23 protein-coding genes and 1 pseudogene are annotated in these 25,698 nt (G+C 60.6%); 14 read left to right on the top strand and 10 right to left on the bottom strand.

From position 1 onward, the window contains the following. Positions 1 to 82: 82 nt before the first annotated feature. Entirely contained in the window at positions 83 to 724 is a 642-nt protein-coding gene (locus BLU01_RS14430; RefSeq protein ID WP_092276569.1) for an HD domain-containing protein, read from the bottom strand. A gap of 230 nt (positions 725 to 954) precedes the next feature. Between BLU01_RS14430 and BLU01_RS14435 the strand changes: the two genes are divergently transcribed. Beyond that, positions 955 to 1,920, top strand: a complete 966-nt coding sequence (locus BLU01_RS14435) for a GlxA family transcriptional regulator (protein ID WP_092276572.1) — start codon at positions 955 to 957, stop codon at positions 1,918 to 1,920. A 157-nt stretch (positions 1,921 to 2,077) separates the two neighbouring features. Here the strand turns inward: BLU01_RS14435 and BLU01_RS14440 are convergent, their stop codons facing one another. Continuing rightward, positions 2,078 to 2,419, bottom strand: coding sequence for a carboxymuconolactone decarboxylase family protein (locus BLU01_RS14440; protein WP_092276575.1), 342 nt, complete (start codon positions 2,417 to 2,419; stop codon positions 2,078 to 2,080). A gap of 110 nt (positions 2,420 to 2,529) precedes the next feature. On the opposite strand from BLU01_RS14440, the gene BLU01_RS14445 reads away from it, so the two are divergent. Then, on the top strand, positions 2,530 to 3,435 hold the full coding sequence (locus BLU01_RS14445; RefSeq protein WP_092276578.1) for an AraC family transcriptional regulator: 906 nt from the start codon (positions 2,530 to 2,532) through the stop codon (positions 3,433 to 3,435). A gap of 110 nt (positions 3,436 to 3,545) precedes the next feature. On the opposite strand, the gene BLU01_RS14450 is transcribed toward BLU01_RS14445, so the two are convergent. Continuing rightward, the gene (locus BLU01_RS14450; protein WP_092276581.1) at positions 3,546 to 5,948 is read right to left on the bottom strand and encodes a penicillin acylase family protein; all 2,403 of its coding nucleotides are present in this window, start codon (positions 5,946 to 5,948) and stop codon (positions 3,546 to 3,548) included. A 118-nt stretch (positions 5,949 to 6,066) separates the two neighbouring features. Beyond that, positions 6,067 to 6,645: a DUF6436 domain-containing protein gene (locus tag BLU01_RS14455; protein ID WP_092276584.1), complete on the bottom strand. Its 579-nt coding sequence runs from the start codon at positions 6,643 to 6,645 to the stop codon at positions 6,067 to 6,069. Positions 6,646 to 6,742: 97 nt separating this feature from the next. Here BLU01_RS14455 and BLU01_RS14460 point away from each other — a divergent pair, with 97 nt between their 5' ends. Beyond that, positions 6,743 to 7,690, top strand: coding sequence for a phospholipase BipL (locus BLU01_RS14460; protein WP_092276588.1), 948 nt, complete (start codon positions 6,743 to 6,745; stop codon positions 7,688 to 7,690). Between the two features lie 129 nt (positions 7,691 to 7,819). Here the strand turns inward: BLU01_RS14460 and BLU01_RS14465 are convergent, their stop codons facing one another. Then, positions 7,820 to 8,551 carry a DUF2059 domain-containing protein gene (locus BLU01_RS14465; RefSeq protein WP_092276591.1) on the bottom strand — a complete coding sequence of 244 codons (732 nt, stop codon included), beginning with the start codon at positions 8,549 to 8,551 and terminating at the stop codon, positions 7,820 to 7,822. A gap of 108 nt (positions 8,552 to 8,659) precedes the next feature. On the opposite strand from BLU01_RS14465, the gene BLU01_RS14470 reads away from it, so the two are divergent. After that, complete coding sequence (locus BLU01_RS14470) at positions 8,660 to 9,292, top strand: 2OG-Fe(II) oxygenase (RefSeq protein ID WP_092276594.1); 633 nt, start codon at positions 8,660 to 8,662, stop codon at positions 9,290 to 9,292. A 2-nt stretch (positions 9,293 to 9,294) separates the two neighbouring features. Next, positions 9,295 to 9,780, top strand: a complete 486-nt coding sequence (locus BLU01_RS14475; protein ID WP_092276597.1) for a DUF523 domain-containing protein — start codon at positions 9,295 to 9,297, stop codon at positions 9,778 to 9,780. Between the two features lie 1,164 nt (positions 9,781 to 10,944). Here BLU01_RS14475 and BLU01_RS14480 read toward each other — a convergent pair. Then, positions 10,945 to 11,532, bottom strand: coding sequence for a transporter substrate-binding domain-containing protein (locus BLU01_RS14480; protein ID WP_092276600.1), 588 nt, complete (start codon positions 11,530 to 11,532; stop codon positions 10,945 to 10,947). A gap of 135 nt (positions 11,533 to 11,667) precedes the next feature. Between BLU01_RS14480 and BLU01_RS14485 the strand changes: the two genes are divergently transcribed. Next, positions 11,668 to 12,099, top strand: coding sequence for a DUF4399 domain-containing protein (locus BLU01_RS14485; protein WP_092276603.1), 432 nt, complete (start codon positions 11,668 to 11,670; stop codon positions 12,097 to 12,099). A gap of 62 nt (positions 12,100 to 12,161) precedes the next feature. Here BLU01_RS14485 and serA read toward each other — a convergent pair whose 3' ends face one another. After that, entirely contained in the window at positions 12,162 to 13,391 is a 1,230-nt protein-coding gene (serA, locus tag BLU01_RS14490) for a phosphoglycerate dehydrogenase (RefSeq protein ID WP_092276607.1), read from the bottom strand. A gap of 204 nt (positions 13,392 to 13,595) precedes the next feature. Between serA and BLU01_RS14495 the strand changes: the two genes are divergently transcribed. From BLU01_RS14495 to BLU01_RS14510, 4 genes are all read left to right on the top strand, one after another. After that, a complete protein-coding gene (locus tag BLU01_RS14495; protein WP_092276610.1) occupies positions 13,596 to 14,990 on the top strand; it encodes an FAD-binding oxidoreductase in 1,395 nt (464 codons plus the stop codon). Positions 14,991 to 15,027: 37 nt separating this feature from the next. Then, positions 15,028 to 15,693, top strand: a complete 666-nt coding sequence (locus BLU01_RS14500; RefSeq protein WP_092276613.1) for a fumarylacetoacetate hydrolase family protein — start codon at positions 15,028 to 15,030, stop codon at positions 15,691 to 15,693. A gap of 254 nt (positions 15,694 to 15,947) precedes the next feature. Next, positions 15,948 to 16,877 carry an SdiA-regulated domain-containing protein gene (locus BLU01_RS14505; protein WP_092276616.1) on the top strand — a complete coding sequence of 310 codons (930 nt, stop codon included), beginning with the start codon at positions 15,948 to 15,950 and terminating at the stop codon, positions 16,875 to 16,877. Between the two features lie 129 nt (positions 16,878 to 17,006). Further along, entirely contained in the window at positions 17,007 to 17,924 is a 918-nt protein-coding gene (locus BLU01_RS14510) for an SdiA-regulated domain-containing protein (RefSeq protein WP_092276618.1), read from the top strand. A gap of 113 nt (positions 17,925 to 18,037) precedes the next feature. Here BLU01_RS14510 and rpiA read toward each other — a convergent pair whose 3' ends face one another. Next, entirely contained in the window at positions 18,038 to 18,709 is a 672-nt protein-coding gene (gene rpiA, locus BLU01_RS14515; protein ID WP_092276620.1) for a ribose-5-phosphate isomerase RpiA, read from the bottom strand. 318 nt (positions 18,710 to 19,027) lie between these two features. On the opposite strand from rpiA, the gene ilvA reads away from it, so the two are divergent. Together ilvA and BLU01_RS14525 are read left to right on the top strand one after the other, a co-directional pair. Further along, the gene (ilvA, locus tag BLU01_RS14520; RefSeq protein ID WP_092276623.1) at positions 19,028 to 20,542 is read left to right on the top strand and encodes a threonine ammonia-lyase, biosynthetic; all 1,515 of its coding nucleotides are present in this window, start codon (positions 19,028 to 19,030) and stop codon (positions 20,540 to 20,542) included. 39 nt (positions 20,543 to 20,581) lie between these two features. Next, a complete protein-coding gene (locus BLU01_RS14525; RefSeq protein ID WP_092276626.1) occupies positions 20,582 to 21,007 on the top strand; it encodes a DUF2269 domain-containing protein in 426 nt (141 codons plus the stop codon). 122 nt (positions 21,008 to 21,129) lie between these two features. Here BLU01_RS14525 and BLU01_RS27595 read toward each other — a convergent pair. Together BLU01_RS27595 and BLU01_RS14530 are read right to left on the bottom strand one after the other, a co-directional pair. Next, positions 21,130 to 21,207, bottom strand: a pseudogene (locus BLU01_RS27595) (HAD-IB family hydrolase); the annotation flags it as partial. Between the two features lie 124 nt (positions 21,208 to 21,331). Beyond that, on the bottom strand, positions 21,332 to 21,988 hold the full coding sequence (locus BLU01_RS14530; protein ID WP_092276629.1) for a histidinol-phosphatase: 657 nt from the start codon (positions 21,986 to 21,988) through the stop codon (positions 21,332 to 21,334). 143 nt (positions 21,989 to 22,131) lie between these two features. Here BLU01_RS14530 and BLU01_RS14535 point away from each other — a divergent pair, with 143 nt between their 5' ends. Continuing rightward, positions 22,132 to 22,611 carry an RNA pyrophosphohydrolase gene (locus BLU01_RS14535; RefSeq protein ID WP_007945562.1) on the top strand — a complete coding sequence of 160 codons (480 nt, stop codon included), beginning with the start codon at positions 22,132 to 22,134 and terminating at the stop codon, positions 22,609 to 22,611. A gap of 22 nt (positions 22,612 to 22,633) precedes the next feature. Further along, positions 22,634 to 24,913 carry a phosphoenolpyruvate--protein phosphotransferase gene (gene ptsP / locus BLU01_RS14540; RefSeq protein ID WP_092276632.1) on the top strand — a complete coding sequence of 760 codons (2,280 nt, stop codon included), beginning with the start codon at positions 22,634 to 22,636 and terminating at the stop codon, positions 24,911 to 24,913. Positions 24,914 to 25,698 lie beyond the last annotated feature (785 nt).

Consider the following 25,698-nt stretch of genomic DNA (forward strand, 5'->3'; position numbering starts at 1 on the left):
TGCTCGCGATAGCGGACTGTCATTCAACCCTTTCGTTGAATGTTATGCCCTCATCGCGAGCAAGCTCGCTCCCATCGTTGTCTCAGGACACCCAAGGGGATTTGCGGATGATCTCGACGAAGTTCATCGGTTTGAATCCCGGCTCGCTGTCCACCAGCACATCCGCGTTGACCGTGCCAAACGTGGTGTCGGGTTTGTGCTTGAAGCCGTTGGCGAAGGCACACAGGATGCATTCCTTGAACCCGTCGCCGCGCGGGTGAGCGTGCACCACCGCTTCACGCTGCTCGCTCGGGAACGCCGCGTAATCGATGCCGAGCACGTCCATCTCGACCCCCGCCGTCACCAGCGCCACGTTCGGCCGTAAATGCTGCGGCACGCCCGGAGTGGTGTGCAGGGCAATCGACAGCCAGACTTGCTCGATGTCGTCATCGCTCAAACCATACGGTTTGAGGAACGCTTTGGCAGCGTTGGCACTGTCGACTTCGAACCGCTCGTCATCGCTGCGCTGACCTTCAACCAGCCCCAAGTCATGGAACATCGCGCCGACGTAAAGCAGCTCGGGGTTGTAGGCCAGTTGTTTGCGTTCACCGCTCAACGCGCCAAACAGGAACACCCGGCGCGAGTGGTGGTAAAGCAGATCGGATTCGACGTCGCGGATGTATTCGGTGGTGGCTTTGGCCAACGCGCTGTCGGGGATTTTGATGCCGGCGATGATGCTGCTCATGGTGCTTTCCTCGTGGGGAACGCCGTGGCGGCGCTGCTGGGGAAAGTCTGTTCTCGCCGCGAGCGACGAACAATCGCGGCATGCCTGCGATCCCGGCCAATGAGCATGCAAATCGCGCCAACCTCGCTAGTTGCGCGCGGATTGGCTAGGGTTGAACCCGATAACCTCGGATGCACGCACATCGTGTGATGGGCGACTTTCTTTTCATTACCTGGAGGGCGATTCGAGCCATGCAAAAAACCGTCGCCATCGTGGTGTTTTCCGGGGTTCAGGCGCTGGACGTCACCGGGGCCATGGATGTGTTTTCCGAGGCCAATCGTTTTCTTGCGCCGCACGATCACTATCGGCTCGAAGTCATTGGCATCGAGCGCGGGATGATGCCGTGCTCGAACGGTTTGTCGCTCAACGCGCATCGGCATTTCAGCGCCGCACTCGACGCTTACGACTTGCTACTGGTGGCGGGCGGGCCGCAGTTGCCGTTCATGAATTTTGGCGCGACGTTTGATGCCTGGCTGCGCGATGCCTGCGCGCGGGCGCGGCGCTTTGGCTCGATCTGCAACGGCGCGTTCATTCTCGCGCGTGCGGGTTTGCTCGACGGGCGCACCGTGACCACGCATTGGGACGACGCGCCAGCGCTGGCGGCGTTGTTTCCGGGCACGCAGGTCGAGGCCGATCGTTTGTACGTGCAGGATGGCGAGCTCTACACCTCGGCCGGGGTCACGGCGGGGATCGATTTGTCGCTGTATCTGCTAGCGCGCGATCACGGCCCGGAAGTCGCGCTCAGCGTCGCCAAGCGGCTGGTGGTGTTCACCCAGCGCTCGGGCGGGCAATCGCAGTTCAGCCCGTTCCTCACGCCGCACGCCGAACCGACCTCGGCGGTGGCGTTGGTGCAGCTCTACGTGTTGGCCAATCTGACTGGCGATCTGGCGCTCGCCGATCTGGCCAACGCCGCCAACATGAGCGCGCGCAATTTTTCCCGGGTGTTTGCCAAGGAAGCCAAAGTGACGCCGGCGGAGTTTGTCGAGCGGGCCCGTGTGGATGCGGCGCGGGTGCTGCTGGAAAGCACGCGTTCGCCGTTGAAAACCGTGGCCTATCAATGCGGCTTTCGCGACGCCCAGCACATGCGCAGCGTGTTCAACCGCCGACTGGGCGTGACGCCGCAGCAATTTCGCCGCAACTTCACCGCGATGGTCTAGGCAAAACACCGACCCTGTGGGAGCGAGCTTGCTCGCGATGGCGGCCTTCCATTCAGCATCTGCGTTGACGGGTGCGGCCTCATCGCGAGCAAGCTCGCTCCCACAGGGTTTTGTGTCTGATCGTTCCCATGCAGAGTGCAGGAACGATCGGCGTGACTCAGTTTTTCAGGGTGTCGTACGCCTCGAGCGTGCGCAGCGAGTAGATGTACGCCGCACCGGCATTCAGCGAAATCGCGGTGGCCAGGGTCGCCGCGACTTCCTCACGACTGGCGCCAGCCTTGATCGCCGCTGCCGTGTGCGAAGCGATACAGCCGTCGCAACGCGTGGTGATCGCCACCGCAATCGAGATCAACTCGCGGGTTTTCACATCCAGCACATCGTTTTCGGCAGCGGCCTCGCCCAGCGCCATGTAGGCCTTGACCATTTTCGGGTTGCTCTTGCCCAACGCGCCAAAGGCTTTCTGGATGGTGGGCAGCAGTTCGGACCAGTTATTGAACATTGCATTAACTCCTGAGCAGGTTGGGTGTACTGTTTCGACACGCTCAGTTTTGCCCTTTGGCGCGGTCCGGTTTTGTCCGATCCGCTCAGTCATTTCTTCGATGCGCTCAAATGAATCCGATCGATAAACTCATCACCCTCGCCAATGTCCGCGGGACCCTGGATTTGCGCTGCCAATTCCAGGGCGACTGGGCGCTGGCCCACGAGCAGGAAGTGTTGGGCAAGGCGCCGTATCACATCGTGCTGGCCGGCGATTGCCGCGTCGAATTCCCCGACGGCCAGCGCCTGCCGATGCGCGCCGGGGACATTCTGCTGCTGCCCGGCGGCACGCCCCACGTTATCCACAGCCCCGGCAAAACCGTCGCGCCGAGCGCTCGGCAAATCATCCGTGGCGGTGCGTTGCCGGTGCATCGCATCGGTAATGCCAGTCCGGACCTGGACATGCTCTGCGGCAGTTTTCACTACAACCGCGCCTCGCTGCTGTTTGCCTCCCTGCCGGATTATCTGGTGATCCCCAGCGGCGCACTGCCGGCCAACGGGCCGTTGCCGGCGCTGGTCGAGGTGCTGCGCGGCGAGGCGGACGGCAATCAGGCGGGGGCGAAGTTCTTGCTCGACGCGTTGTCGCAGGCCTTGTTCACCCTGATGCTGCGCGCGCATCTGGCAACGCTCGGCCCGGCCAGCGGTGCGCTGGCGTTACTCGCCGACAAACGCCTCGGCCGCGCCTGGCAAGCGATGCTCGCGGACCCGGCGCACCAGTGGACCATCGATAGCCTCGCCGATGCCGCGAACATGTCCCGCGCGACGTTCATGCGTGCGTTCGTGAAAGTGGCCGGGGTCTCGCCGTGGGTGTTGCTGACGCAGATTCGGATGGAATTGGCGTTCAGTCTGCTCAGCCAATCGCACCTGGGTTTGAGCGATATCGCGTTGCAGGTCGGCTACCAATCGCAAGCGGCGTTCAGCAAGAAATTCAGGGAAATCTACGGCGAAGCGCCGGGGCGGGTGCGGCGCGGGATTTAGATCTTCGGCGCCAGTGATGGCCTCTTCGCGGGCAAGCCTCGCTCCTACGGACGGTGAGATCTGTAGGAGCGAGGCTTGCCCGCGAAGACGGCAGCACAAACACTAAAAAACTACCGCGCTGGCAATAGCTTCAAGGTGCTGCGCGTATTCGCCGTCACTTCTTCATCGCTGAAATGCGCCTGCACGTACATGCCGTCGATGTACGCCTCAGCCTGATCCTCATAGTGCCGATCAAACGGCACGCCACTTTGCCCGACCGGGTTGATGGTCAGGCTGTGCGCCGCGTCGGCGAAATCGATCAGCCGCCGCGTCGATGGCCCGTAAGTCACCGGCCACGGAGCCGGGCCGATTTTCGCCGAGAGGTTGTTCGGCACTTCGTGGGTGCCAGGCGCCTCGAACGGGCCGACGTTGAAAACCCGCTCCAACGGCTTTTGCGTGCCCAACGGATGACCATGAGTCAGGGTGTGCGCCTTGCCCCACAGCCATTGCGCAGAATCGGCACCGAGCGTGGTTTTCAGATGCGCGATGCTCGCCTGCCAGGCGACTTTGACCGTGTCGGCGCGGGTCTCTTTGGCGGGCGTGGCGCGGTTGTCCCACCACGGTGAATCCGCGCTGGCGGCGAGGCGCGGCAACGCGGCGTCGATCACCCGGGTGGAGAGCAGGGTTTCGAAAAAGTCATTGCCCAGCTCATCGCGCAGCGTCGCGTCGGTGAGGTTGAACAGGAATTGGTTGAACAGCGTGGCGCTGATCGAATCCAGCGGATAGTCGCCCGGCCACAACGCCAGTTGCTCGAGCAGTTTGCGCTCGTCCGGGTCGCTGACCACTTCGCGCAATACCGGCAGCAGCGGCGCGAGCAGGCGCGGGCCATACGCGGTGGTGGTGCCCAGTTGCAGCTGCTGATTGGCCTCGTTGTCCCACTTCACGTTCTTGTCGCTGAGCTGGCGATTCAGCTGCTGGCCGCGATCAGCCAGGTTGTAGTAACCGGGGATTTCCATGCCGGTCGGCGAAACCGGCTGGAAGTTGGCCGAGACGATGTAGCCGCGTGCCGGGTTTTCTTCCTGCGGGTTGGCGCTGAACGGGTAAAAACCTTCCTTGTCCGGCTGATTGCTGCTGCCGTCGAGGATGAAACCCGGCTTGACCCCGGCCGGCCGCTTGGGCAATAACGCCGAGGCCCACCAACCGATATCACCCTTGGCATTGGCGTAAACGATGTTCAGCCCCGGCGCTTGCACCTTGGCTGCGGCGGCGCGCGCCTTGGCCAGCGTGTCGGCGCGGTTGAGCTGATAGAAGCCTTCGAGAATCGGGTTCGGCGTTTCGAGGAACGCCCACCACATCGCCACCGGCGTCTTGCCGGCGGCAGTGCCGAGCGCGTCGTTGATGATCGGCCCGTGCGGCGATTGGCGCAGGGTCAGTGTGACCGGTGCCTGACCCTTTACGGCGATCTGCTGTTCGGTGTTGAGCAGGTCCACCCACTGGCCGCGATACCAGACCTGATTCGGATTGTCCGGGTTGACCTTCTCCGCGATCAGGTCCAGATCGTCGTTCTGGAACATGGTCAGGCTCCAGCCGAAATCCAGGTTGTGCCCCAGAAACGCAAACGGCACCAGCGCCTGATGATGCCCGTACAACTCGAAACCCGGCGCCGACAATTGCGCCTCGTACCACACCGACGGCACTGAAAAGCGAATGTGCGGATCACCGGCCAGCAGCGGTTTGCCGCTCTTGCTGCGATTGCCGGCAATGGCCCAGGCGTTGCTGCCCTCGAACTGCGGCAAGCCGTTGTCGGCCAGCGCCTGTTCGGTCAAACGGGCGAGGGCGTTGAGGTCTTTCCAGTCGCTGGCGGCGAGGGCCACGCCAGGTTGGCTGTGGGTTTTGGCGAGGACGCCGTTGGGCTGCCAGTCGAGGTCGAAGATGTTCAGGTAATCGGCGCCGAGCTGATCGCGCACGTAAGTCATCAACGGTTCGGTGCGAAACGCGGCGGCAAAACTGTAGGCCATGTAACCGGCGACGCTGATGCTGTCTTCGGCGGTGAACGGGCGTTTGCTGATGCCCAGCACGTCGAACTCGACCGGCGCGGCGTGGCTGTCCTGATATTGGTTGATCCCGTCCAGATACGCTTGCAGGGCTTTCCACGCCGGCGACTGGCGATCCAGTGCGGCGACATAACGGTCAGCGCGTTCGCGGATGCGCAGGCTGCGGAACAGTTTGTCGGTGTCGAGCAGTTTCGGCCCGAGGACTTGCGCCAGTTCACCACGGGCGAGACGGCGTATGGCTTCCATCTGAAACAGACGGTCTTGGGCGTGGACGTAGCCGAGGGCGCGATAAAGGTCGGTTTCATTCTCGGCGCGCAAGTGCGGCACGCCGCGCTCGTCGTAGCGCACGGTCACCGAGCCTTGCAGGTTGCGCAACTCGACCTGACCCTGACGTATCGGCTGCTTGCTGTACAGGTAAACGCCGACGCCAACGGCCAGCGCGATGATCAGCAAGGCAAGTACGGTCAGGACGCGCTTCATGGTGACTCCCTGTTCTTCTGGCGAACCGCTTTTCTGCAAGGCCGCCGGTGTGAGCTGCCAACGTTTAGCACAGACCTCCCGTGCCGGGCACTGTGGTCCTTGAATAGTCCGGAATGCCTTACTGCGTTTCCACCGGCCACGGGCAATAGCAACCCACCGCCAGCGTGTGCGTCGCGCTGACGCTGCGGCCCTGATTCAACGCTTGCAGGATCGGTTCGATAAAGCTGTTGCTGGAGTTGCAGGTCAGGCCTTCGCTGTACGGGCCGAAATAGGCGAGTTTGCCGGCGCGGTCCCAGATCGCTACGGCGGGGCTGGCCGGAATCTGCTCGGAACCGGGCAAGACGTTGATGCTTTTCAGGCTGCTCAAGGTGCTGGGCAATTGGCCGTGGCTGCCGGGTTTTTGCACTGCGTAAAACTCGACGCCTTGCGCCACGTAGTGCTCGACCAGTTCGCTGAGGTGCTGTTGATTGCCGACATTGCACGGGCAGGCCGGGTCCCAGAAATGCACGAGGCGGATCGCGCCGGGGCCGGCGAGGTCGTCGGGCAGGCGCAGCGGGTCGCCGGAAAACACCGCCGTGTGTTCGCTGAACGCGCGCAAGTAGCGGCCCTGAAACCAGTCGTAAGCCGCCCATAACACGCCGGCGCACACGAGGGCGAGCAGGCTGGCAAGCAGAGTGGTGCGGTAGGCCGGACGCATGGCTTTCAATCCTCGAAGATCGCCCAGCTTGCCATGCTTGCCGCGACAGATGAATATCGCAGGCCCATAAAGTCTGTTTCGCGCTCTGGAATAACCCATGCCTGCCACTTTCGATCCCGATCACCTCCGTGCCAGCCTGCGGCCATTGGCCGAGTGGCAGCCGTTGTCGGCGCAGGGCCAGGCGTACCAGCTTTTTTATGGTTTGGACTTTCCGGGCCGCACGCTGCGCCAGGGGCTGGGGCGTTTTCAAGTGGCGGAATATGAGGTGGTCAGCCAGGTCTGGTGGCCGGAGCGGGCGAAAGCGACGTTGTTTGTGTTTCACGGTTTCTACGATCACACCGGTTTGTATCGACATGTGATCGAGTGGGCACTGGATCAGGGTTTTGCGGTGATCGCCTGTGATTTGCCGGGGCATGGACTGTCCAGCGGCGAGCGCGCGAGCATCAAAGATTTCGCCGAGTATCAGGACACCCTGCAAGGCTTGTTCGTCGAAGCGCAAACGCTGGGTCTGCCGCAACCGTGGCACCTCTGCGGGCAGAGCACCGGCGGCGCGATCGTGATCGATCATGTGCTCAATCACGGCGTCGACAGCCCGGCGCAGGGCCAGGTTATTTTGCTCTCGCCGCTGGTTCGGCCACGCGCGTGGGGCTGGTCGCAGCTGAGTTATCACGTGCTGCGGCCGTTCGTCAAAGGCATCGCCCGGCGCTTCAGCGAGAATTCCAATGACCCGGCGTTTCTGCCGTTTCTGCAGGCCGATCCGTTGCAGCCGCTGCGTTTGCCAACGGCATGGGTCGGGGCGCTGCGGCGCTGGATCAGGCGTGTCGAAGGGGCGCCGAAGAGTTCGCGGCGACCGCTGATCGTGCAGGGGCAAGCGGACATGACGGTGGATTGGCAGCATAACCTTGCGGTGTTGAACGCCAAGTTCGATCGGCCGCAGGTGTTGATGCTGCCGTTGGCGCGGCATCATTTGGCGAATGAGACGGCGGCGTTGAGGGAAGAGTATTTCGGGTTTTTGACCAAGCGGATCAAGGGGCGGAATCTTTAGGGGCCTTACCAGCCTCTTCGCGGGCAAGCCTCGCTCCTACATTTGGAATGCATATCCCCTGTAGGCGCGAGGCTTGCCCGCGAAGGCGATCTATCAGGCACCAAAAAATCACTGGTAGGGCTAAAAATCCTACTGCCCCACCGCCAACCCCGCCCGAATCGCTGCCAGCGCAGCCTGGTAATACGCTTTGCCTTCCGCCGATTCGGCGAACGTTGCGAATTCTTCCAGCTCGTTATCCGACAAGTCGCGATAGACGTAGAGCAGCGTGTTGTTGAGGTCGGCGCTCATTTGATCCATCAAGCGCTGGCGCTGGCCGTTCAACATGCCCGGCGCCTGACCGCCACCGAGTAAACCGGGGATCATCGAACTCAAGCTGTCAGCGGCGATGCCGGCAATCGCCAGCGTCACTTCGGCGCCGGCCTCGCGGGCGGGCAGGGCCTGGGCGAGGTGGCCGATGATCAGCAGGCGGCTGTCACTGGCTTGGATCTTGGGCAGCCCCGTGGCATTTTTCGCCAGTTGATCGCGGCGGGTCGCCAGCAATTCAGCGGCAACGATCTTCTTGCCCAGCGGCGACTGGAAAAACGTCAGCGCTGGTTTCGGATCGGCGAGGGTCTGGCGAAATTGCGCTTCGGCGCGCTGATCCATGGCTTGCGGGGCGAAGCGCTGGTTGCTGTTGTTCAGCAATGCCTGAAACACCGCCGGCGGCAGGCTGTTCTGGTAGCGCTGCTGCGCGGCCGACAGGGCTTCGTTGAAATGCGCGCGTTGTTCTGGCCAACCGGCGACCTTGTACAACTGGTCGTGGTCGTCTGCCCACGCGGGCAAAACGCAGAACATCAGCAGTGAGAAAAGCAAACGGCGCATAGGGACTCCTGTCAGCAGGCGACTATTCTCCGTGCGGTACAAGAACTTGTCGAGAATTCGTATCAGCCCGCTGCGCGGCTCTGTCGGATTTGCAGGCACAGGAATACTATGCGCGCCATGCAAATATCCTCTGATCACCCACTGCTGTTACGTATCGTCGACGACCTGGCCGAACGGGGCTGGTCGCAGCAGAATATTTTCCTGCCTCTGGGTCTGACCCGGGAGTTGGCGGCTGAGTGCCGTAAACGTGCAGCCGAGGGTGAATTGGCGCCGGCAGCGGTAGGCCGTGGGCCGACTTCGGAGATTCGCGAAGGCATTCGCGGCGACCATATTCAGTGGCTCGAACCGGGTGAAGCCGAATCCTGCGACAGCTACCTGAGCCTGATGGACAGCCTGCGCGAGGCGATGAACCGTGGTTTGTTCCTCGGTCTGGAAGACTTCGAAAGCCACTTCGCGATGTACCCGCCCGGCGCGTTCTACCTCAAGCATGTCGACCGTTTTCGCGACGATGACCGGCGCATGGTGTCGGCGGTGATCTACCTCAACGATGCGTGGCTGCCGGAGCATGGCGGCGAATTGCGCATGTATTTGAAGGGCGGCGTCGAACACAACGTGGTGCCCACCGGCGGCTGCCTGGTGGTGTTCCTGTCGGGCGAGGTGCCCCACGAAGTCCTGCCCGCGACCCGCGATCGCCTGTCATTGACCGGGTGGTTTCGCCGGCGCGGCAACGAGCCGTTCTGATCATGCAAAAGATTCTGGTAAGCCGCTGCCTGCTCGGTCACCGCGTGCGCTACGACGGCGGCGCGAGTGGGCCGTTTGATCTGTTGGACCAGTGGATCGCCGAAGGTCGGGTGGTGCCGTTGTGCCCGGAAGTCGCGGGCGGGCTGCCGACGCCGCGCGCGGCGGCGGAAATACCGGGCGGGCAGGGCGCTGAAGTGCTCGATGGCCAGGCCTCGGTGATCACCACCGACGGCGAGGACGTCAGTGCGGCGTTTCTGTCGGGGGCATGGCAGGCGCTGGAACTGGTGCAAAAGCACGCGATCCGGATTGCCGTGTTGAAGGCCCACAGCCCGTCGTGCGGAAATGTGCTGACCTATGACGGCACGTTCAGCGGCGTGAAAGTCGCCGGCGAAGGCGTGACCGCGGCGCTGCTCAAGCGCCATGGCGTGCAAGTGTTCAGTGAGCTGGAGTTGATTGAGGCGGCGCTGGCTTTGAGAGCTTTGAGCTGATCCTGAATCCACCCCTCACCCTAACCCTCTCCCCGGAGGGTAGAGGGGACTGACCGAGTCGTCCTTGGAGCTACATCGACCTGAATTACCGAGTTGGACTCGAGTCTTGAAAAAAGCAGGTCTACTGCGATCAAACGCCGAACTCAGGCCTTGAAGACCATGGAGATCGGCTCCCTTTCCCCTCTCCCCAAAGGGTAGAGGGACTGACCGAGTTGTCCTTGGAGCTACATCGACCTGATTACCGAGTTGAACTCAAGTCTTGAAAAAAGCAGGTCTACTGCGATCAAACGCCGAACTCAGGCCTTGAAGACCATGGTGATCGGCTCCCTTTACCCTCTCCCCAGAGGGTAGAGGGGACTGACCGAGTTGTCCTTGGAGCTACATCGACCTGATTACCGAGTTGAACTCAAGTCTTGAAAAAAGCAGGTCTACTGCGATCAAACGCCGAACTCAGGCCTTGAAGACCATGGAGATCGGCTCCCTTTCCCCTCTCCCCAGAGGGTAGAGGGGACTGACCGAGTTGTCCTTGGAGCTACATCGACCTGAATTACCGAGTTGGACTCGAGTCTTGAAAAAAGCAGGTCTACTGCGATCAAACGCCGAACTCAGGCCTTGAAGACCATGGAGATCGGCTCCCTTTCCCCTCTCCCCAAAGGGTAGAGGGACTGACCGAGTTGTCCTTGGAGCTACATCGACCTGATTACCGAGTTGAACTCAAGTCTTGAAAAAAGCAGGTCTACTGCGATCAAACGCCGAACTCAGGGCTTGAAGACCATGGAGATCGGCTCCCTTTCCCCTCTCCCCAGAGGGTAGGGGGGACTGACCGAGTTGTCCTTGGAGCTACATCGACCTGAATTACCGAGTTGAACTCAAGTCTTGAAAAAATGCAGGTCTACTGCGATCAAACGCCGAACTCAGGCCTTGAAGACCATGGAGATCGGCTCCCTTTACCCTCTCCCCAGAGGGTAGAGGGGACTGACCGAGTTGCCCTTGGAGCTACATCGACCTGAATTACCGAGTTGAACTCAAGTCTTGAAAAAAGCAGGTCTACTGCGATCAAACGCCGAACTCAGGCTTTGAAGACCATGGAGATCGGCTCCCTTTCCCCTCTCCCCTCTGGGGAGAGGGTTGGGGTGAGGGGTGGATCTAAAGGCCTCAAAAATCTCAGGGCTTGGGCTCTACACTCGTATCCGCCCCGAACCATTTCTGCGTCAACGCCTCCAGGCGGCCATCGGCCTTGATCCGTTGCAGCGCGTTGTCCAGGCTCGCGTGAAACGCCGGGTTACCTTTCTGGAACGGAATCGCCAGGCTCACCGGCTCGCTGGCCTTCGGCGCCTCGGCGTTCAACGATTGCACCAGCAGCATCGACTGCGGTTGCGCCGGTTTCTGCGCGATCAATTGCGCATCGGTGTGGCTGTAAGGCTGGCTGAAGTCGAAACGATCCTTGAGTTCCGCGGTCATTGCTATGTGGTTGATGGCGACGTCGTACTTGCCGGTTTCGACGCCGGGCAGCAGGTCGCCGTTATCGGTGACGACGAAATCGGCGCGCACATCCAGCTCATTGGCCAGCAACTGACCCAACTCGACTTCGAACCCGGTCAGTTTGCCGTCGTCCTTGAAATTGAAGGGCGGTGTATTAGCCTCTAAAGCGATGCGCAATTCACCGCGATCGAACACATCGTCAATCAGTTCGGCATGAGCCAGCGGGCTCAAAAGGGGTAGCAGGCAGATCAGGCCAGGCAAAAAGCGCATGGTCACTCCTTTGAATTCATTATTGCGATGCTCTGATTCAGGCTCGCTTTGCTATGGTTGTCGAGGTCCTTCGACAACGAATGGCCGTGAAGTTGTCACGGCCGTGCGGATTTTACGGAAAAACTGGAGAAGAGAATGAAAACGTTCATGTCACGAGCAGCGTTGGCTGGCCTGTTGATGGGTGCTTCGATGCTGGCAACGGCCGCCACTCCGGCCCCCAAGGGCGCTGAAGCGTTCATTGTTTCCCCGGAAGACGGCGCCACCATCAAACAGGACGCGGTAATCAAGTTCGGCGTCAAGGACATCTCCCTGGCGCCGGCCGGTGACTCGACTGCGCATTCAGGTCACCACCATTTGCTGATCGACACCGCGCCGATTGCCGCCGGTCAAGTCATCCCGGCAGATGCCAAACATGTGCATTTTGGCAAAGCGCAGACGGAAGTGAAGGTTTCCGATCTGAAACTGACTCCAGGCAAACACACTTTGCAGCTGGAGTTGGGCGACATGGGACACATGGCTTTCGAGCCGCCAATCGTTTCGAAAAAGATCACCGTCAACGTCGAATGATGTTTTCGCAAGCATGAAAAAGGGAGCCTGAAGGCTCCCTTTTTTTATCGCTCAAGCAACTGTCAGAACAACACGCGGCAACGAATGGTGCCGTTGATGTGCTGCAGTTTCTCCTGGGCGATTTCCGAGTAATCGGCGTCGACGTCGATCACGACGTAGCCGACTTTCTCGTTGGTCTGCAGGAACTGACCGGAAATGTTGATACCGTTTTCGGCAAAAACCTTGTTGATCTCGCTCATCACACCCGGAATGTTCTCGTGGATGTGCAGCAAACGGTGCTTGCCAGGGTGAGCCGGCAGGGCCACTTCCGGGAAGTTGACCGACGACACCGACGTACCGTTGTCGCTGTACTTGACCAGTTTTTCCGCCACTTCCAGACCAATGTTGGCTTGCGCTTCAGCGGTGGAGCCGCCGATGTGCGGGGTCAGGATCACGTTGTCGAGGCCACGCAGCGGGCTTTCGAACTCTTCGTCGTTGGAGCGTGGCTCCACCGGGAAGACGTCGATGGCTGCGCCGATCAGGTGCTTGTCCTTGATCGCGTCCGCCAGTGCTTCGAGCTCGACCACGGTGCCGCGCGCAGCGTTGATCAAAATGCCGCCCTTCTTGATGGCGCGGATTTCTTTCTCGCCGATCATCCACTGGGTGGCGGCGGTTTCCGGAACGTGCAGGGTGACGATGTCAGACATGCCGAGCAGATCGGTCAACTTGCCGACCTGCGTCGCGTTGCCCAACGGCAGCTTGGTCACGGTGTCGTAGAAGAACACCTGCATGCCCAGGCCTTCGGCCAGAACCGACAACTGCGTGCCGATCGAGCCGTAACCGACGATGCCGAGCTTTTTGCCACGGATCTCGAAAGAGTTGGCCGCGCTCTTGATCCAGCCGCCACGGTGGCAGGAAGCGTTTTTCTCAGGGATGCCGCGCAGCAACAGGATCGCTTCGGCCAGCACCAGCTCAGCCACGGAGCGGGTGTTGGAGTACGGCGCGTTGAACACGGCGATACCGCGTTCGCGGGCAGCGTTCAGGTCAACCTGGTTGGTGCCGATGCAGAAACAGCCGACGGCGACGAGTTTCTTCGCGTGATCGAAGATTTCTTCGGTCAGTTGCGTGCGGGAGCGAATGCCGATGAAGTGTGCATCAGCGATCTTTTCCTTCAACTGGGCTTCCGGCAGAGAACCGGTGAGGTACTCGATGCTGGTGTAGCCAGCCGACTTGAGAACGTCGACAGCCGATTGGTGGACGCCTTCGAGAAGAAGGAACTTGATCTTGCTCTTATCGAGAGAAGTCTTGCTCATCTGCGTAAACCTGTATCCCGGAGAAAAATGGCAGGAAATAGCCAGCAGACGCTGACCCGGACGGCAGGAAAGCCGTCGCCGCAGAATAGCCGTTGGGCACTACCCTGCGGGGTCGGTATGCTAGCATACGCACCCCGCTAAACACTCATTCCTGCGACGTGAAGCGTTCTCAGGATGACCATGAATTGTTCGAGAGTTCTGTCGATGACCAATCCTGCCCTGATTGAAGAGCTGAAGACCCTGGTTGAGCCTGGCAAGGTCCTGACCGACGCCGACTCCCTGAATGCTTACGGTAAGGATTGGACCAAGCATTTCGCCCCCGCCCCGACGGCCATCGTGTTTCCCAAGACCACCGAACAGGTCCAGGCCATCGTCCGTTGGGCCAACACCCGGAAAGTGGCGCTGGTGCCATCCGGCGGTCGCACCGGGCTTTCCGCCGCTGCCGTGGCGGCGAATGGCGAAGTGGTGGTGTCGTTCGATTACATGAACCAGATCCTCGAAGTGAACCTGACTGACCGCACGGCCGTTTGCCAGCCCGGCGTGGTTACCGAGCATCTGCAGAACGTCGCCGAGGAAAAAGGCTTGTATTACCCGGTAGACTTCGCGTCGGCGGGTTCGAGCCAGATTGGCGGCAATATCGGCACCAATGCCGGCGGGATCAAGGTGATTCGCTACGGCATGACCCGCAACTGGGTCGCCGGCATGAAAGTCGTCACCGGCAAGGGCGATGTGCTGGAACTCAACCGCGACCTGATCAAGAACGCCACCGGTTACGACCTGCGTCAGCTGTTTATCGGCGCTGAAGGCACGCTGGGTTTTGTCGTCGAAGCGACCATGCGCCTCGACCGCGCGCCGAAGAACCTCACCGCTATGGTCCTCGGCACCGCTGATTTCGACTCGATCATGCCGGTGCTGCACGCCTTCCAAAGCAAGCTCGACCTGACCGCATTCGAATTCTTCTCCGACAAGGCCCTGGCCAAAGTCATGGCGCGCGGTGACGTGCCGGCGCCGTTCGAGTCCGATTGCCCGTTCTACGCATTGCTGGAATTCGAAGCGACCACTGAAGAAGTGGCCAACCACGCGTTGGAAACCTTCGAGCACTGCGTTGAGCAAGGCTGGGTGCTCGACGGCGTGATGAGCCAGAGCGAAACCCAGTTGCAGAACCTCTGGAAGCTGCGCGAGTACATCTCCGAAACCATCTCGCACTGGACGCCGTACAAAAACGACATTTCGGTCACCGTGTCGAAAGTCCCGGCGTTCCTCAAGGAAATCGACGCGATCGTCGGCGAACACTACCCGGACTTCGAAATCGTCTGGTTCGGCCATATTGGCGACGGCAACCTGCACCTGAACATCCTCAAACCGGAAAACCTCAGCAAGGACGAGTTCTTTGCCAAGTGCGCGACCGTCAACAAGTGGGTGTTCGAAACCGTCGAGAAGTACAACGGCTCGATTTCCGCCGAACATGGCGTGGGCATGACCAAGCGTGATTACTTGACCTACAGCCGCTCGCCGGTTGAGATCGAGTACATGAAAGCCGTGAAAGCGGTGTTCGACCCGAACGGCATCATGAACCCGGGTAAAATTTTCGCGGTTTGATTTTCGAACTTAAGCGCTACGCAATAGGAGTCGGGAAATGAGCTATCAGCACCAGTATGTCGACGGCACGCGTATTCACTTCCCGCTGGGGAAAGTGGTGTGCATTGGCCGTAACTACGCCGAACACGCCAAGGAACTGGACAACCCGGTGCCTACCGAGCCGTTGCTGTTCATCAAGCCGGGCAGTTGCGTGGTGCCGCTGGAAGGCGGTTTTGCGATTCCGACCGAGCGTGGCTCGGTGCATTACGAAGCGGAAATTGCGGTGTTGATCGGCAAGCCGCTGTCGACCAAGCCGAGCCGTGAAGAAGTCCTCGACGCGATTTCCGGCATCGCCCCGGCGCTCGACCTGACCTTGCGCGACAAGCAGGCCGAGCTGAAATCCAAGGGTTTGCCGTGGGAAATCGCCAAGTCGTTCGATGGCGCCGCTGTGATCGCGCCGTTCGTGGCCGCCAGCACCTTCGCTGACCTCACCGACATCGGCATTCGCCTGACCATCAATGGCGACGTGCGCCAGGACGGCAACAGCAAAGACATGCTCAACCCGATCGTGCCGATGATCCAGTACATGGCCGGCTGCTTCTCGCTGCAGGCCGGTGACGTGATCCTGACCGGCACCCCGGTCGGCGTCGGTCCGCTGAACGTTGGCGACGAACTGGTGCTGGAATTGCCCGGCGCAAGCAGCTTCAACAGCAACGTCCGCTAACCGAAACAACGCAAAACCCTGTGGGAGCGAGCTTGCTCGCGATAGCGGCCTGTCATTCGACATCTCTGTTGACTGACACGGCCTCATCGCGAGCAAGCTCGCTCCCACATTCGTTTTTGAGGATGCGCGCAAAGGTGTTTTCGCCATTTCCCGTTTTTTTCACATCCCATCCGGATAATTCTCCGGTGCCTGGCCGCTGAGCCAGCCCTGATTGTGCTATTACCCTTAGCCTGAATTTCTGGAACGCATTCCCGATGGCCACCCGACCGCTTCCAACTGCACAAACTTCCCGCCGTCCACGCTTTTTCATGCGCTGGTATTACTGGTTGTTGCTGGTGATCGTTGCGGGTTACGGCTTGGCGTTTGCGATGCATTGGGACGACCGTGGCCTGCTGTGGGTGCTCGAGCGTTTCGAGAGCCCGACCGAGCGCAAGGAAAGCATCTGGCTGCCGGATTACCAGGCAGTGATCGATGGCAAAGCGCTGCCGGGCATGGAAAAGGACGAGGCGTCCGACCTCGCTTACAACCCGCAAACCAAAACCCTGTTTGCCGTCATGGGCAAAAATCCGTTCCTGGTTGAGCTCAATCTGCAGGGCGACGTGCTGCGCAAAATGCCGCTGGTGGGCTGGAGCAATCCGGAAGGCCTGACGGTAATGGCCAATGGTTTGATCGCCATCACCGATGAGCGCGAACACCTGCTGTCGATCGTCAAGATCGATGCCGACACCCGCGAACTGCAACGCGACAACTTCCCCAAATATGACCTCGGCACGTCTGTGGATCAGAACAAAGCGTTCGAGGCGGTCGCCTGGGATTCGCGCAATCAACAACTGTTGCTCGGCGAAGAACGCCCGCCCGCGTTATTCACCTGGAAAAGCGACGGCAGCCAGACGCTCAGCGGCGACAAGCAGAAACTCGCCAGCAACGAACTGGACATCCGTAACCTCTCGGCGCTGGCCATCGACCCGCGCACCGGGCACACCCTGGTGTTGTCGGCCGACTCGCACCTGTTGCTGGAACTGGACGAGACGGGCGAGCAGGTCAGCTTCATGACCCTGCTCGGCGGCTTCAACGGTTTGAAAAAAACCATCCCCCGCGCCGAGGGCGTGACCATGGACGAGGCGGGCACGCTGTACATGGTCAGCGAGCCGAATCTGTTTTATCGCTTCGAAAAACAGAAATAGCCTACAGCGCAAGGGTGGCGCGCGGGCGCAGGTTAAGGTAAATCTGCTGCACCGCGGCAATAGGCCATTAAGCTTCAGTTCAGACAGCCGTGGTATTTCATCCGCCCGCCCTGTTTTCGAGCTGCCCGAATGCGCCGACTTGCCCGCCCCAAACCACTGGTTTCAATCTTTCTGGTGATTGCCCTGATCGCGCTGGTCGCGATCGGTCAATACATGCGCCTGTTCGAACGCGCCTGGTTCAATCTGCAAGTGGCTTGGCATCCTTACGGCGAGCAGTCGATTGGCCTGGACCAGTATCGGGTGGTGATCGAGGCGCAGGTGATCGACGGGCTCGACGACGATGTCTCGGCGCTGACTTACGATCCGGTGCGCAAAAGCCTGTTCACGGTGACCAACAAAAATGCCGAACTGGTCGAGATGTCGCTGGAGGGCAAGATCCTGCGACGCATCGCGCTGATCGGCTTCGGCGACGCGGAAGCGGTGGAGTACATCAGCGCCGACACCTACGTGATCTCCGACGAGCGCCAGCAGCGCCTGATCAAGATTCATCTGGAAAAAGACACGACGTTCCTCGACGCCGATGACGCCGAACAGATGACCCTCGGTGTGCACATGAGCAGCAACAAGGGTTTCGAAGGCCTGGCGTATGACTCGGTGGGCAAGCGCCTGTTTGTCGCCAAGGAACGCGACCCGATGCTGATCTACGAAGTGCAGGGCTTCCCGCATTACAACCCGGAAAAGTCCTACGCGGTGCACGTGGTCAACAACCCCAAGCGCGATGCCGGGATGTTTGTGCGTGACCTGTCGAGCCTGCAATACGATGAGCGCAGCGGCCATTTGATGGCGCTGTCGGATGAATCGCGGCTGATTATCGAAATGGACGTGGACGGCCGACCGTTGAGCACGATGTCACTGAACAAGGGGCGTCAGGGGCTGAAGCGGACAGTGCCGCAGGCGGAAGGGATTGCGATGGACGACGACGGCGTGTTGTACCTCGTCAGCGAGCCGAACCTGTTTTACACCTTCAAAAAACCGGCGCAACCCTAGCCGTCACCCCAAAACCCTGTAGGAGCAAAGCTTGCTCGCGAACAACGAAAACGCGGTCCGTCAGACACACCGCTGTTCGCGAGCAAGCTTTGCTCCTACAAGAGCGCTATGCGTCAGGCCTTGAGGGTTTTCACGCCTTCAGGGGTGCCCAGCAACAGCAAGTCCGCCGGGCGCGCCGCGAACAGGCCGTTGGTGACGACGCCGACAATCGCGTTGATCTGCTTTTCCAGTTCGACCGGATTGGTGATCTGCATGTTGAACACATCAAGAATGATGTTGCCGTTGTCGGTCAGCACGCCTTCGCGGTAAACCGGGTCGCCGCCCAGTTTCACCAGCTCGCGAGCGACGTGGCTGCGGGCCATCGGGATCACTTCGACTGGCAGCGGGAACTCGCCGAGCACCGACACCAGTTTGCTGCCGTCAGCGATGCAGATGAAGGTCTTGGCCACTGCCGCGACAATCTTCTCGCGGGTCAGGGCTGCGCCGCCGCCCTTGATCAGGTTCAGGTGCGCGTCGCTTTCATCGGCGCCGTCGACGTAAAACTCGAGGTCGCTGACGGTGTTGAGTTCATACACCGGAATGCCGTGGCCCTTGAGGCGCGCGGCGGTGGCTTCGGAACTGGCGACGGCGCCGTCGAATGCGCCCTTGTGCTTGGCCAGTGCGTCGATGAAGCAGTTGGCGGTGGAGCCGGTGCCGACCCCGACGATGCTTTTGTCGTCGAGTTTCGGGAGGATGAAGTCGACGGCGGCCTGAGCCACTGCCTGTTTGAGTTGATCCTGAGTCATGCGGGCTCCGAAGCGGGCAAGGGGAGAACGGAAAGGCCGGCATTATAGGCTGATGGGTTGCGCGTGTCCCTGTGGCGAGGGGGTTTACCTGTGGCAAGGGGGTTTACCCCCGTTCGGCGGCGTAGCCGTCGTAAAACCTGCTGGGCAGATTTTGTCTGAAGGAATGAAGGGGAGCGCTTCGCGCTCCGACGGGGGTAAACCCCCTCGCCACAGGTAAACCCCATCGCCACAGGTAAAACCCCCGGTTTAGTGTGGTCGCTCGGGCGAAAGCCGGGTTAGACTCCTTGGCCCTGCCAACCCGCTCAGTGATGCTTTCCGATGCTCGAACAGTACGTCAAGAAGATCCTCACCTCGCGCGTTTATGACGTTGCCGTAGAAACCCCGTTGCAGACTGCTCGCCAGCTCTCCGAGCGGCTGGGCAACAGCATTTGGCTCAAACGTGAAGACTTGCAGCCGGTGTTCTCGTTCAAGATTCGCGGCGCTTACAACAAGCTGACGCAACTGAGCGACGAAGAACGCGCGCGTGGCGTGGTCACCGCATCGGCGGGCAACCACGCGCAAGGCCTGGCCCTGGCGGCCAAGGTATTGGGCGTGAAAGCGACCATCGTCATGCCCAAGACCACCCCGGAAATCAAAGTCGAAGGCGTGCGTTCGCGTGGCGGCAAAGTGGTGCTGCACGGGGATTCGTTCCCGGAAGCCCTGGCCTACTCGCTGAAACTGGTCGACGAAAAAGGCTACGTCTACATCCACCCTTACGATGATCCGCACACCATTGCCGGGCAGGGCACGGTGGCGATGGAGATTCTGCGCCAGCACCCGGCGCCGCTGGACGCGATTTTCGTCCCGGTCGGCGGCGGCGGGCTGATTGCCGGCATCGCCGCTTACGTGAAATACCTGCGCCCGGAGATCAAGATCATCGGCGTCGAGCCGGACGACTCCAATTGCCTGCAAGCAGCAATGGCCGCCGGCGAGCGCGTGGTGCTGCCGACCGTGGGCATCTTTGCCGACGGCGTGGCGGTGGCGCAGATCGGCCATCACACCTTTGAAATCTGCAAAGACTATGTCGATGAAGTGATCACCGTCAGCACCGATGAAATCTGCGCAGCGATCAAGGACATCTACGACGATACCCGCTCGATCACCGAACCTGCCGGCGCCCTCGGCGTGGCCGGGATCAAAAAGTACGTCGAGCAGCGCGGCGTCAGCGGGCAGACTTTCGTCGCCATCGACTCCGGGGCCAACGTCAACTTCGACCGCTTGCGCCACGTCGCCGAGCGCGCCGAACTGGGCGAGGGCCGCGAAGCCATCATCGCCGTGACCATCCCCGAGAAACCGGGCAGCTTCAAGGCGTTCTGCGAAGCCATTGGCAAGCGCCAGATCACCGAATTCAACTACCGCTACAACACCGGCAGCGAAGCGCACATCTTCGTTGGCGTGCAGACCCACCCGGACACTGATCCGCGCACTGCGCTGATTGCCAGCCTCACCGAGCAGGGTTTCCCGGTGCTCGACCTCACCGACAACGAACTGGCCAAGTTGCACATCCGCCACATGGTCGGTGGCCGCGCGGCACAGGTGGTCGATGAAGTGGTGCTGCGTTTTGAGTTCCCGGAACGTCCGGGTGCGTTGTTCAACTTCCTTAACAAACTCGGCGGGCGCTGGAACATCTCGATGTTCCACTACCGCAACCATGGCGCGGCGGACGGCCGAGTGGTCGCCGGCCTGCAAGTGCCGCACGACGAACGCCATCTGGTGCCCGCGGCGCTGGAAGAAATCGGCTACCCGTATTGGGATGAAAGCGACAACCCGGCCTATCAGTTGTTTCTTGGCTGAGCGGCTACGCTGATGGGCAAGCCCTGAGGAAATCGAACCATGGAAACGTTAACCGCCCTGAAAATGGCGCACACCGCGGCCACGGCAATACTGTTGGGCTGTGCGCTGGGCTTGGGGATCTGGGTTTGGCAAACGCGACGTAGTGGTGATGCGACTGCTGCGGCCCGCACCTTGCAACGGCCACGGGTGTTTGTCTGGCTGCTGATGGGCCTGGCATTGCTGAGCATGCCGTTTACCGGTTGGTGGATGGTGCATCTGGTGGGCTGGCCGCTGGGGCAGACGTGGATTCTGGCGTCGAGCGTGCTCTACACCGTTGCGGCGCTGGCGTGGTTCTGGCTGCTGGTGCGGTTGAACAAACTGCGCAAGGCGCCGAGCGGCGTGGGCAAATTCACCTTCGCGTTGGCGTTGTTCAGTTTTGCCTGCCTGATCGCAATCGCCGGATTGATGGGCGCCAAACCGGTTTAACACGAATCAATATGTAGCAGCTGCCGAGGTACGAGGCTGCGTTGCGTGTCCGCAGGACCGCCCTCGGGGGCCGCTGCGCAGCCCGACGCAGCCTCGTGCCTCGGCAGCTGCTACAAAGGGTTTCAGTCGCGCAATGACATGACAGGCCAACCGCGCTTCTCGGCTTCGGCGCGCAGGTTTGGATCAGGGTCTACGGCCAAAGACACGATCCCTATGTAGCAGCTGCCGAGGTACGAGGCTGCGTTGCGTGTCCGCAGGACCGCCCTCGGGGGCCGCTGCACAGCCCGACGCAGCCTCGTGCCTCGGCAGCTGCTACAAAGGGTTTCAGTCGCGCAATGACATGACAGGCCAACCGCGCTTCTCGGCTTCGGCGCGCAGGTTTGGATCAGGGTCTACGGCCACCGGATGCGTCACCTGCTCCAGCAACGGCAGATCATTCATCGAATCGCTGTAGAAATAGCTGTCTTCCAGCGAGTGCCCGGTCTCTTCCAGCCAACGGCTCAAGCGCGTGACCTTGCCTTCGCGAAAGCACGGGATGTCGGTGCTGCGCCCGCTGTAGCGGCCATCGATCATCTCGCATTCGGTGGCGATCAAGGTGTCGACACCCAGGCGCTGGGCAATCGGCGCGGTGACGAAGCGGTTGGTCGCGGTGATGATCACCAGTTTGTCGCCGGCCTCGCGGTGTTTGGCGAGCAGCGCCATGGCTTTGGGCAAGACGATCGGTTCGATGCAATCGCGCATGTAGTCGAGGTGCCATTGATCCAGCGTGGCCATCTCGGTGCGGCCGAGGATTTCCAGGCAGAAGTTCAGGTACTCGGCGTTATCCAGCTTGCCCGCCAGGTAATCCTGGTAGAACTCGTCGTTGCGCGCCTTGTAGGTCACGGCGTCGAGAAAGCCGCGTTCGCACAGGTAATCGCCCCAGGCGTGATCGCTGTCACCGCCCAAAAGCGTGTTGTCCAAGTCGAATAAAGCCAGGCGCATTGCAGTTACTCGCTGAAAAGTCTGTAGAAAGGCGCCCAGAATACGGACTTTTCACACAAGTGCACATAAGGTCGGTCGGCGCGTTGCTGCCTTCACAACCTTTGTGGAACAATGCGGCGACATGCGTTTGCGAGGTTGTTGCCGTGATCGACCCCGATGGTTTCCGCCCCAATGTCGGGATTATTCTCACGAATGATGCCGGCCAGGTGCTATGGGCTCGCCGTATCAATCAAGATGCCTGGCAGTTTCCACAGGGTGGTATCAACCCCCAGGAGACGCCGGAAGACGCCTTGTATCGCGAGTTGAACGAAGAAGTGGGCCTGGAGCGCGAAGATGTTGAAATTCTCGCCTGCACCCGGGGCTGGTTGCGCTATCGTTTGCCGCAACGTCTGGTCCGTACCCACAGCCAACCGCTGTGCATCGGCCAGAAACAGAAATGGTTTCTCCTGCGCCTGATCTCCAACGAGCAGCGGGTGCGGATGGATTTGACCGGTAAACCGGAATTCGATGGCTGGCGCTGGGTCAGTTATTGGTATCCGTTGGGTCAGGTGGTGACATTCAAGCGCGAGGTGTATCGACGCGCTCTCAAAGAGCTTGCCCCGCGCCTTTTAACGCGCGACTGACGACGGAGTTCGACCCCGAGCCATGCTCAATACGCTGCGCAAGATCGTCCAGGAAGTTAACTCCGCCAAGGATCTCAAGGCGGCGTTGGGGATTATTGTGTTGCGCGTCAAAGAGGCCATGGGCAGCCAGGTCTGCTCGGTCTATCTGCTTGACCCGGAGACCAACCGCTTCGTGCTGATGGCCACCGAGGGCTTGAACAAGCGCTCGATCGGTAAAGTCAGCATGGCGCCCAACGAAGGTCTGGTTGGCCTGGTCGGGACGCGTGAAGAACCCCTGAACCTCGAAAACGCTGCGGATCACCCGCGCTACCGTTACTTCGCCGAAACCGGTGAAGAACGCTACGCCTCATTCCTCGGTGCACCGATCATTCACCACCGCCGCGTCGTCGGCGTGTTGGTCATCCAGCAAAAAGAACGCCGCCAGTTCGACGAAGGTGAAGAAGCCTTCCTCGTGACTATGAGCGCGCAGCTCGCCGGGGTTATCGCCCACGCCGAAGCCACCGGTTCGATCCGCGGCCTCGGGCGTCAGGGCAAAGGCATCCAGGAAGCCAAGTTCGTCGGCGTGCCGGGCTCGCCGGGCGCCGCTGTCGGCACCGCCGTGGTCATGCTGCCGCCGGCCGATCTGGACGTGGTGCCGGACAAGAACATCACTGACATCGACGCCGAACTGGCGTTGTTCAAGACTGCCATCGAAGGCGTGCGCGCCGACATGCGCGCGTTGTCGGCGAAACTCGCCACGCAGCTGCGCCCGGAAGAACGTGCGCTGTTCGACGTCTACCTGATGATGCTCGACGATGCCGCGCTCGGCAGCGAAGTCACCACCGTGATCAAGACAGGCCAGTGGGCCCAGGGCGCGTTGCGTCAGGTGGTCACCGATCACGTCAACCGTTTCGAATTGATGGACGACGCCTACCTGCGTGAGCGCGCCTCGGACGTCAAAGACCTTGGCCGACGCCTGCTGGCCTATCTGCAGGAAGAGCGCCAGCAAAACCTGGTCTACCCGGAAAAAACCATTCTGGTCAGCGAAGAGCTGACGCCGGCCATGCTCGGCGAGGTGCCGGAAGGCACGCTGGTCGGTCTGGTGTCGGTACTCGGTTCGGGCAACTCGCACGTCGCGATTCTTGCCCGCGCCATGGGCATTCCGACGGTCATGGGGCTGGTCGACCTGCCGTACGCCAAGGTCGATGGCATCGACCTGATCGTCGACGGCACCAAAGGTGAGGTCTACACCAACCCCAGCGAAGTGCTGCGCAAGCAGTTCGCCGAGGTGGTCGAAGAAGAGAAACAACTGGCGCTGGGCCTCGATACCCTGCGCGACCTGCCGTGCGTGACCCTCGATGGTCACCGCATGCCGTTGTGGGTCAACACCGGCCTGCTGGCGGACGTGGCGCGTGCGCAGAAGCGTGGCGCCGAAGGTGTCGGTCTGTACCGCACCGAAGTGCCGTTCATGATCAACCAGCGCTTCCCGAGCGAAAAAGAGCAATTGGCGATCTATCGCGAGCAGCTCTCGGCGTTCCACCCGCAACCGGTGACCATGCGCAGCCTGGACATTGGCGGTGACAAGTCGCTGTCGTACTTCCCGATCAAGGAAGACAACCCGTTCCTCGGCTGGCGCGGGATTCGCGTGACCCTCGACCACCCGGAAATCTTCCTGGTGCAGACCCGCGCCATGCTCAAGGCCAGCGAAGGCCTGAACAACCTGCGGATCTTGCTGCCGATGATCTCCGGCATTCATGAATTGGAAGAAGCGCTGCACCTGATCCACCGCGCCTGGGGCGAAGTCCGCGACGAAGGCACCGACGTGCCGATGCCGCCGATTGGCGTGATGATCGAGATTCCGGCGGCGGTGTACCAGACCAAGGAACTGGCGCGGATGGTCGACTTCCTGTCGGTCGGCTCCAATGACTTGACCCAGTATCTGCTGGCCGTGGACCGCAACAACCCACGGGTGGCCGACCTCTACGACTACCTGCACCCGGCAGTGCTGCAAGCCTTGCAGAACGTGGTGCGCGACGCGCATGCCGAGGGCAAACCGGTGAGCATCTGCGGCGAAATGGCCGGTGACCCGGCGGCGGCAGTGTTGTTGATGGCGATGGGTTTCGACAGCTTGTCGATGAACGCCACCAACTTGCCGAAAGTGAAATGGATGCTGCGCCAGATCAACCTGAGCAAAGCCAAGGAGCTGCTGGCGGAGTTGATGACCATCGACAATCCGCAAGTTATCCACAGCTCGCTGCAATTGGCGCTGAAGAATCTCGGGTTGGCGCGGTTGGGCAATCCGGCTCCGGCCAAAACCCTCTAAACCTGCGGCGACTCTAACATCGCCCCCTCACCCCAGCCCTCTCCCCATGGGGGAGAGGGGGAAAGGGAGCCGATCTCCATGCTGTTCAAACCCTGAGTTCGACTCGATTTCCTCGGTCGCAAAATATCAAAAAAACAACTCGGTCAGTCCCCTCTACCCCCTGAGGAGAGGGGGAAAGGGAGCCGATCTCCATGCTGTTCAAACCCTGAGTTCGACTCGATTTCCTCGGTCGCAAAATATCAAAAAAACAACTCGGTCAGTCCCCTCTACCCACTGGGAAGAGGGGAAAGGGAGCCGATCTCCATGCTGTTCAAACCCTGAGTTCGACTCGATTTCCTCGGTCGCAAAATATCAAAAAAACAACTCTGTCAGCCCCCTCTACCCCCTGGGGAGAGGGGGAAAGGGAGCCGATCTCCCTGCTGTTCAAACCATGAGTTCGACTCGATTTCCTCGGTCGCAAAATATCAAAAAACAACTCGGTCAGTCCCCTCTGCCCCGTGGGGAGAGGGGGAAAGGGAGCCGATCTCCATGCTGTTCAAACCCTGAGTTCGACTCGATTTCCTCGGTCGCAAAATATCAAAAAAACAACTCGGTCAGTCCCCTCTACCACCTGGGGAGAGGGGGAAAGGGAGCCGATCTCCATGCTGTTCAAACCCTGAGTTCGACTCGATTTCCTCGGTCGCAAAATATCAAAAAAACAACTCGGTCAGCCCCCTCTACCCCCTGGGGAGAGTGGGAAAGGGAGCCGATCTCCATGCTGTTCAAACCCTGAGTTCGACTCGATT

The sequence above is a fragment of the Pseudomonas prosekii genome (genome assembly GCF_900105155.1).
Lineage (GTDB): Bacteria > Pseudomonadota > Gammaproteobacteria > Pseudomonadales > Pseudomonadaceae > Aquipseudomonas > Aquipseudomonas prosekii.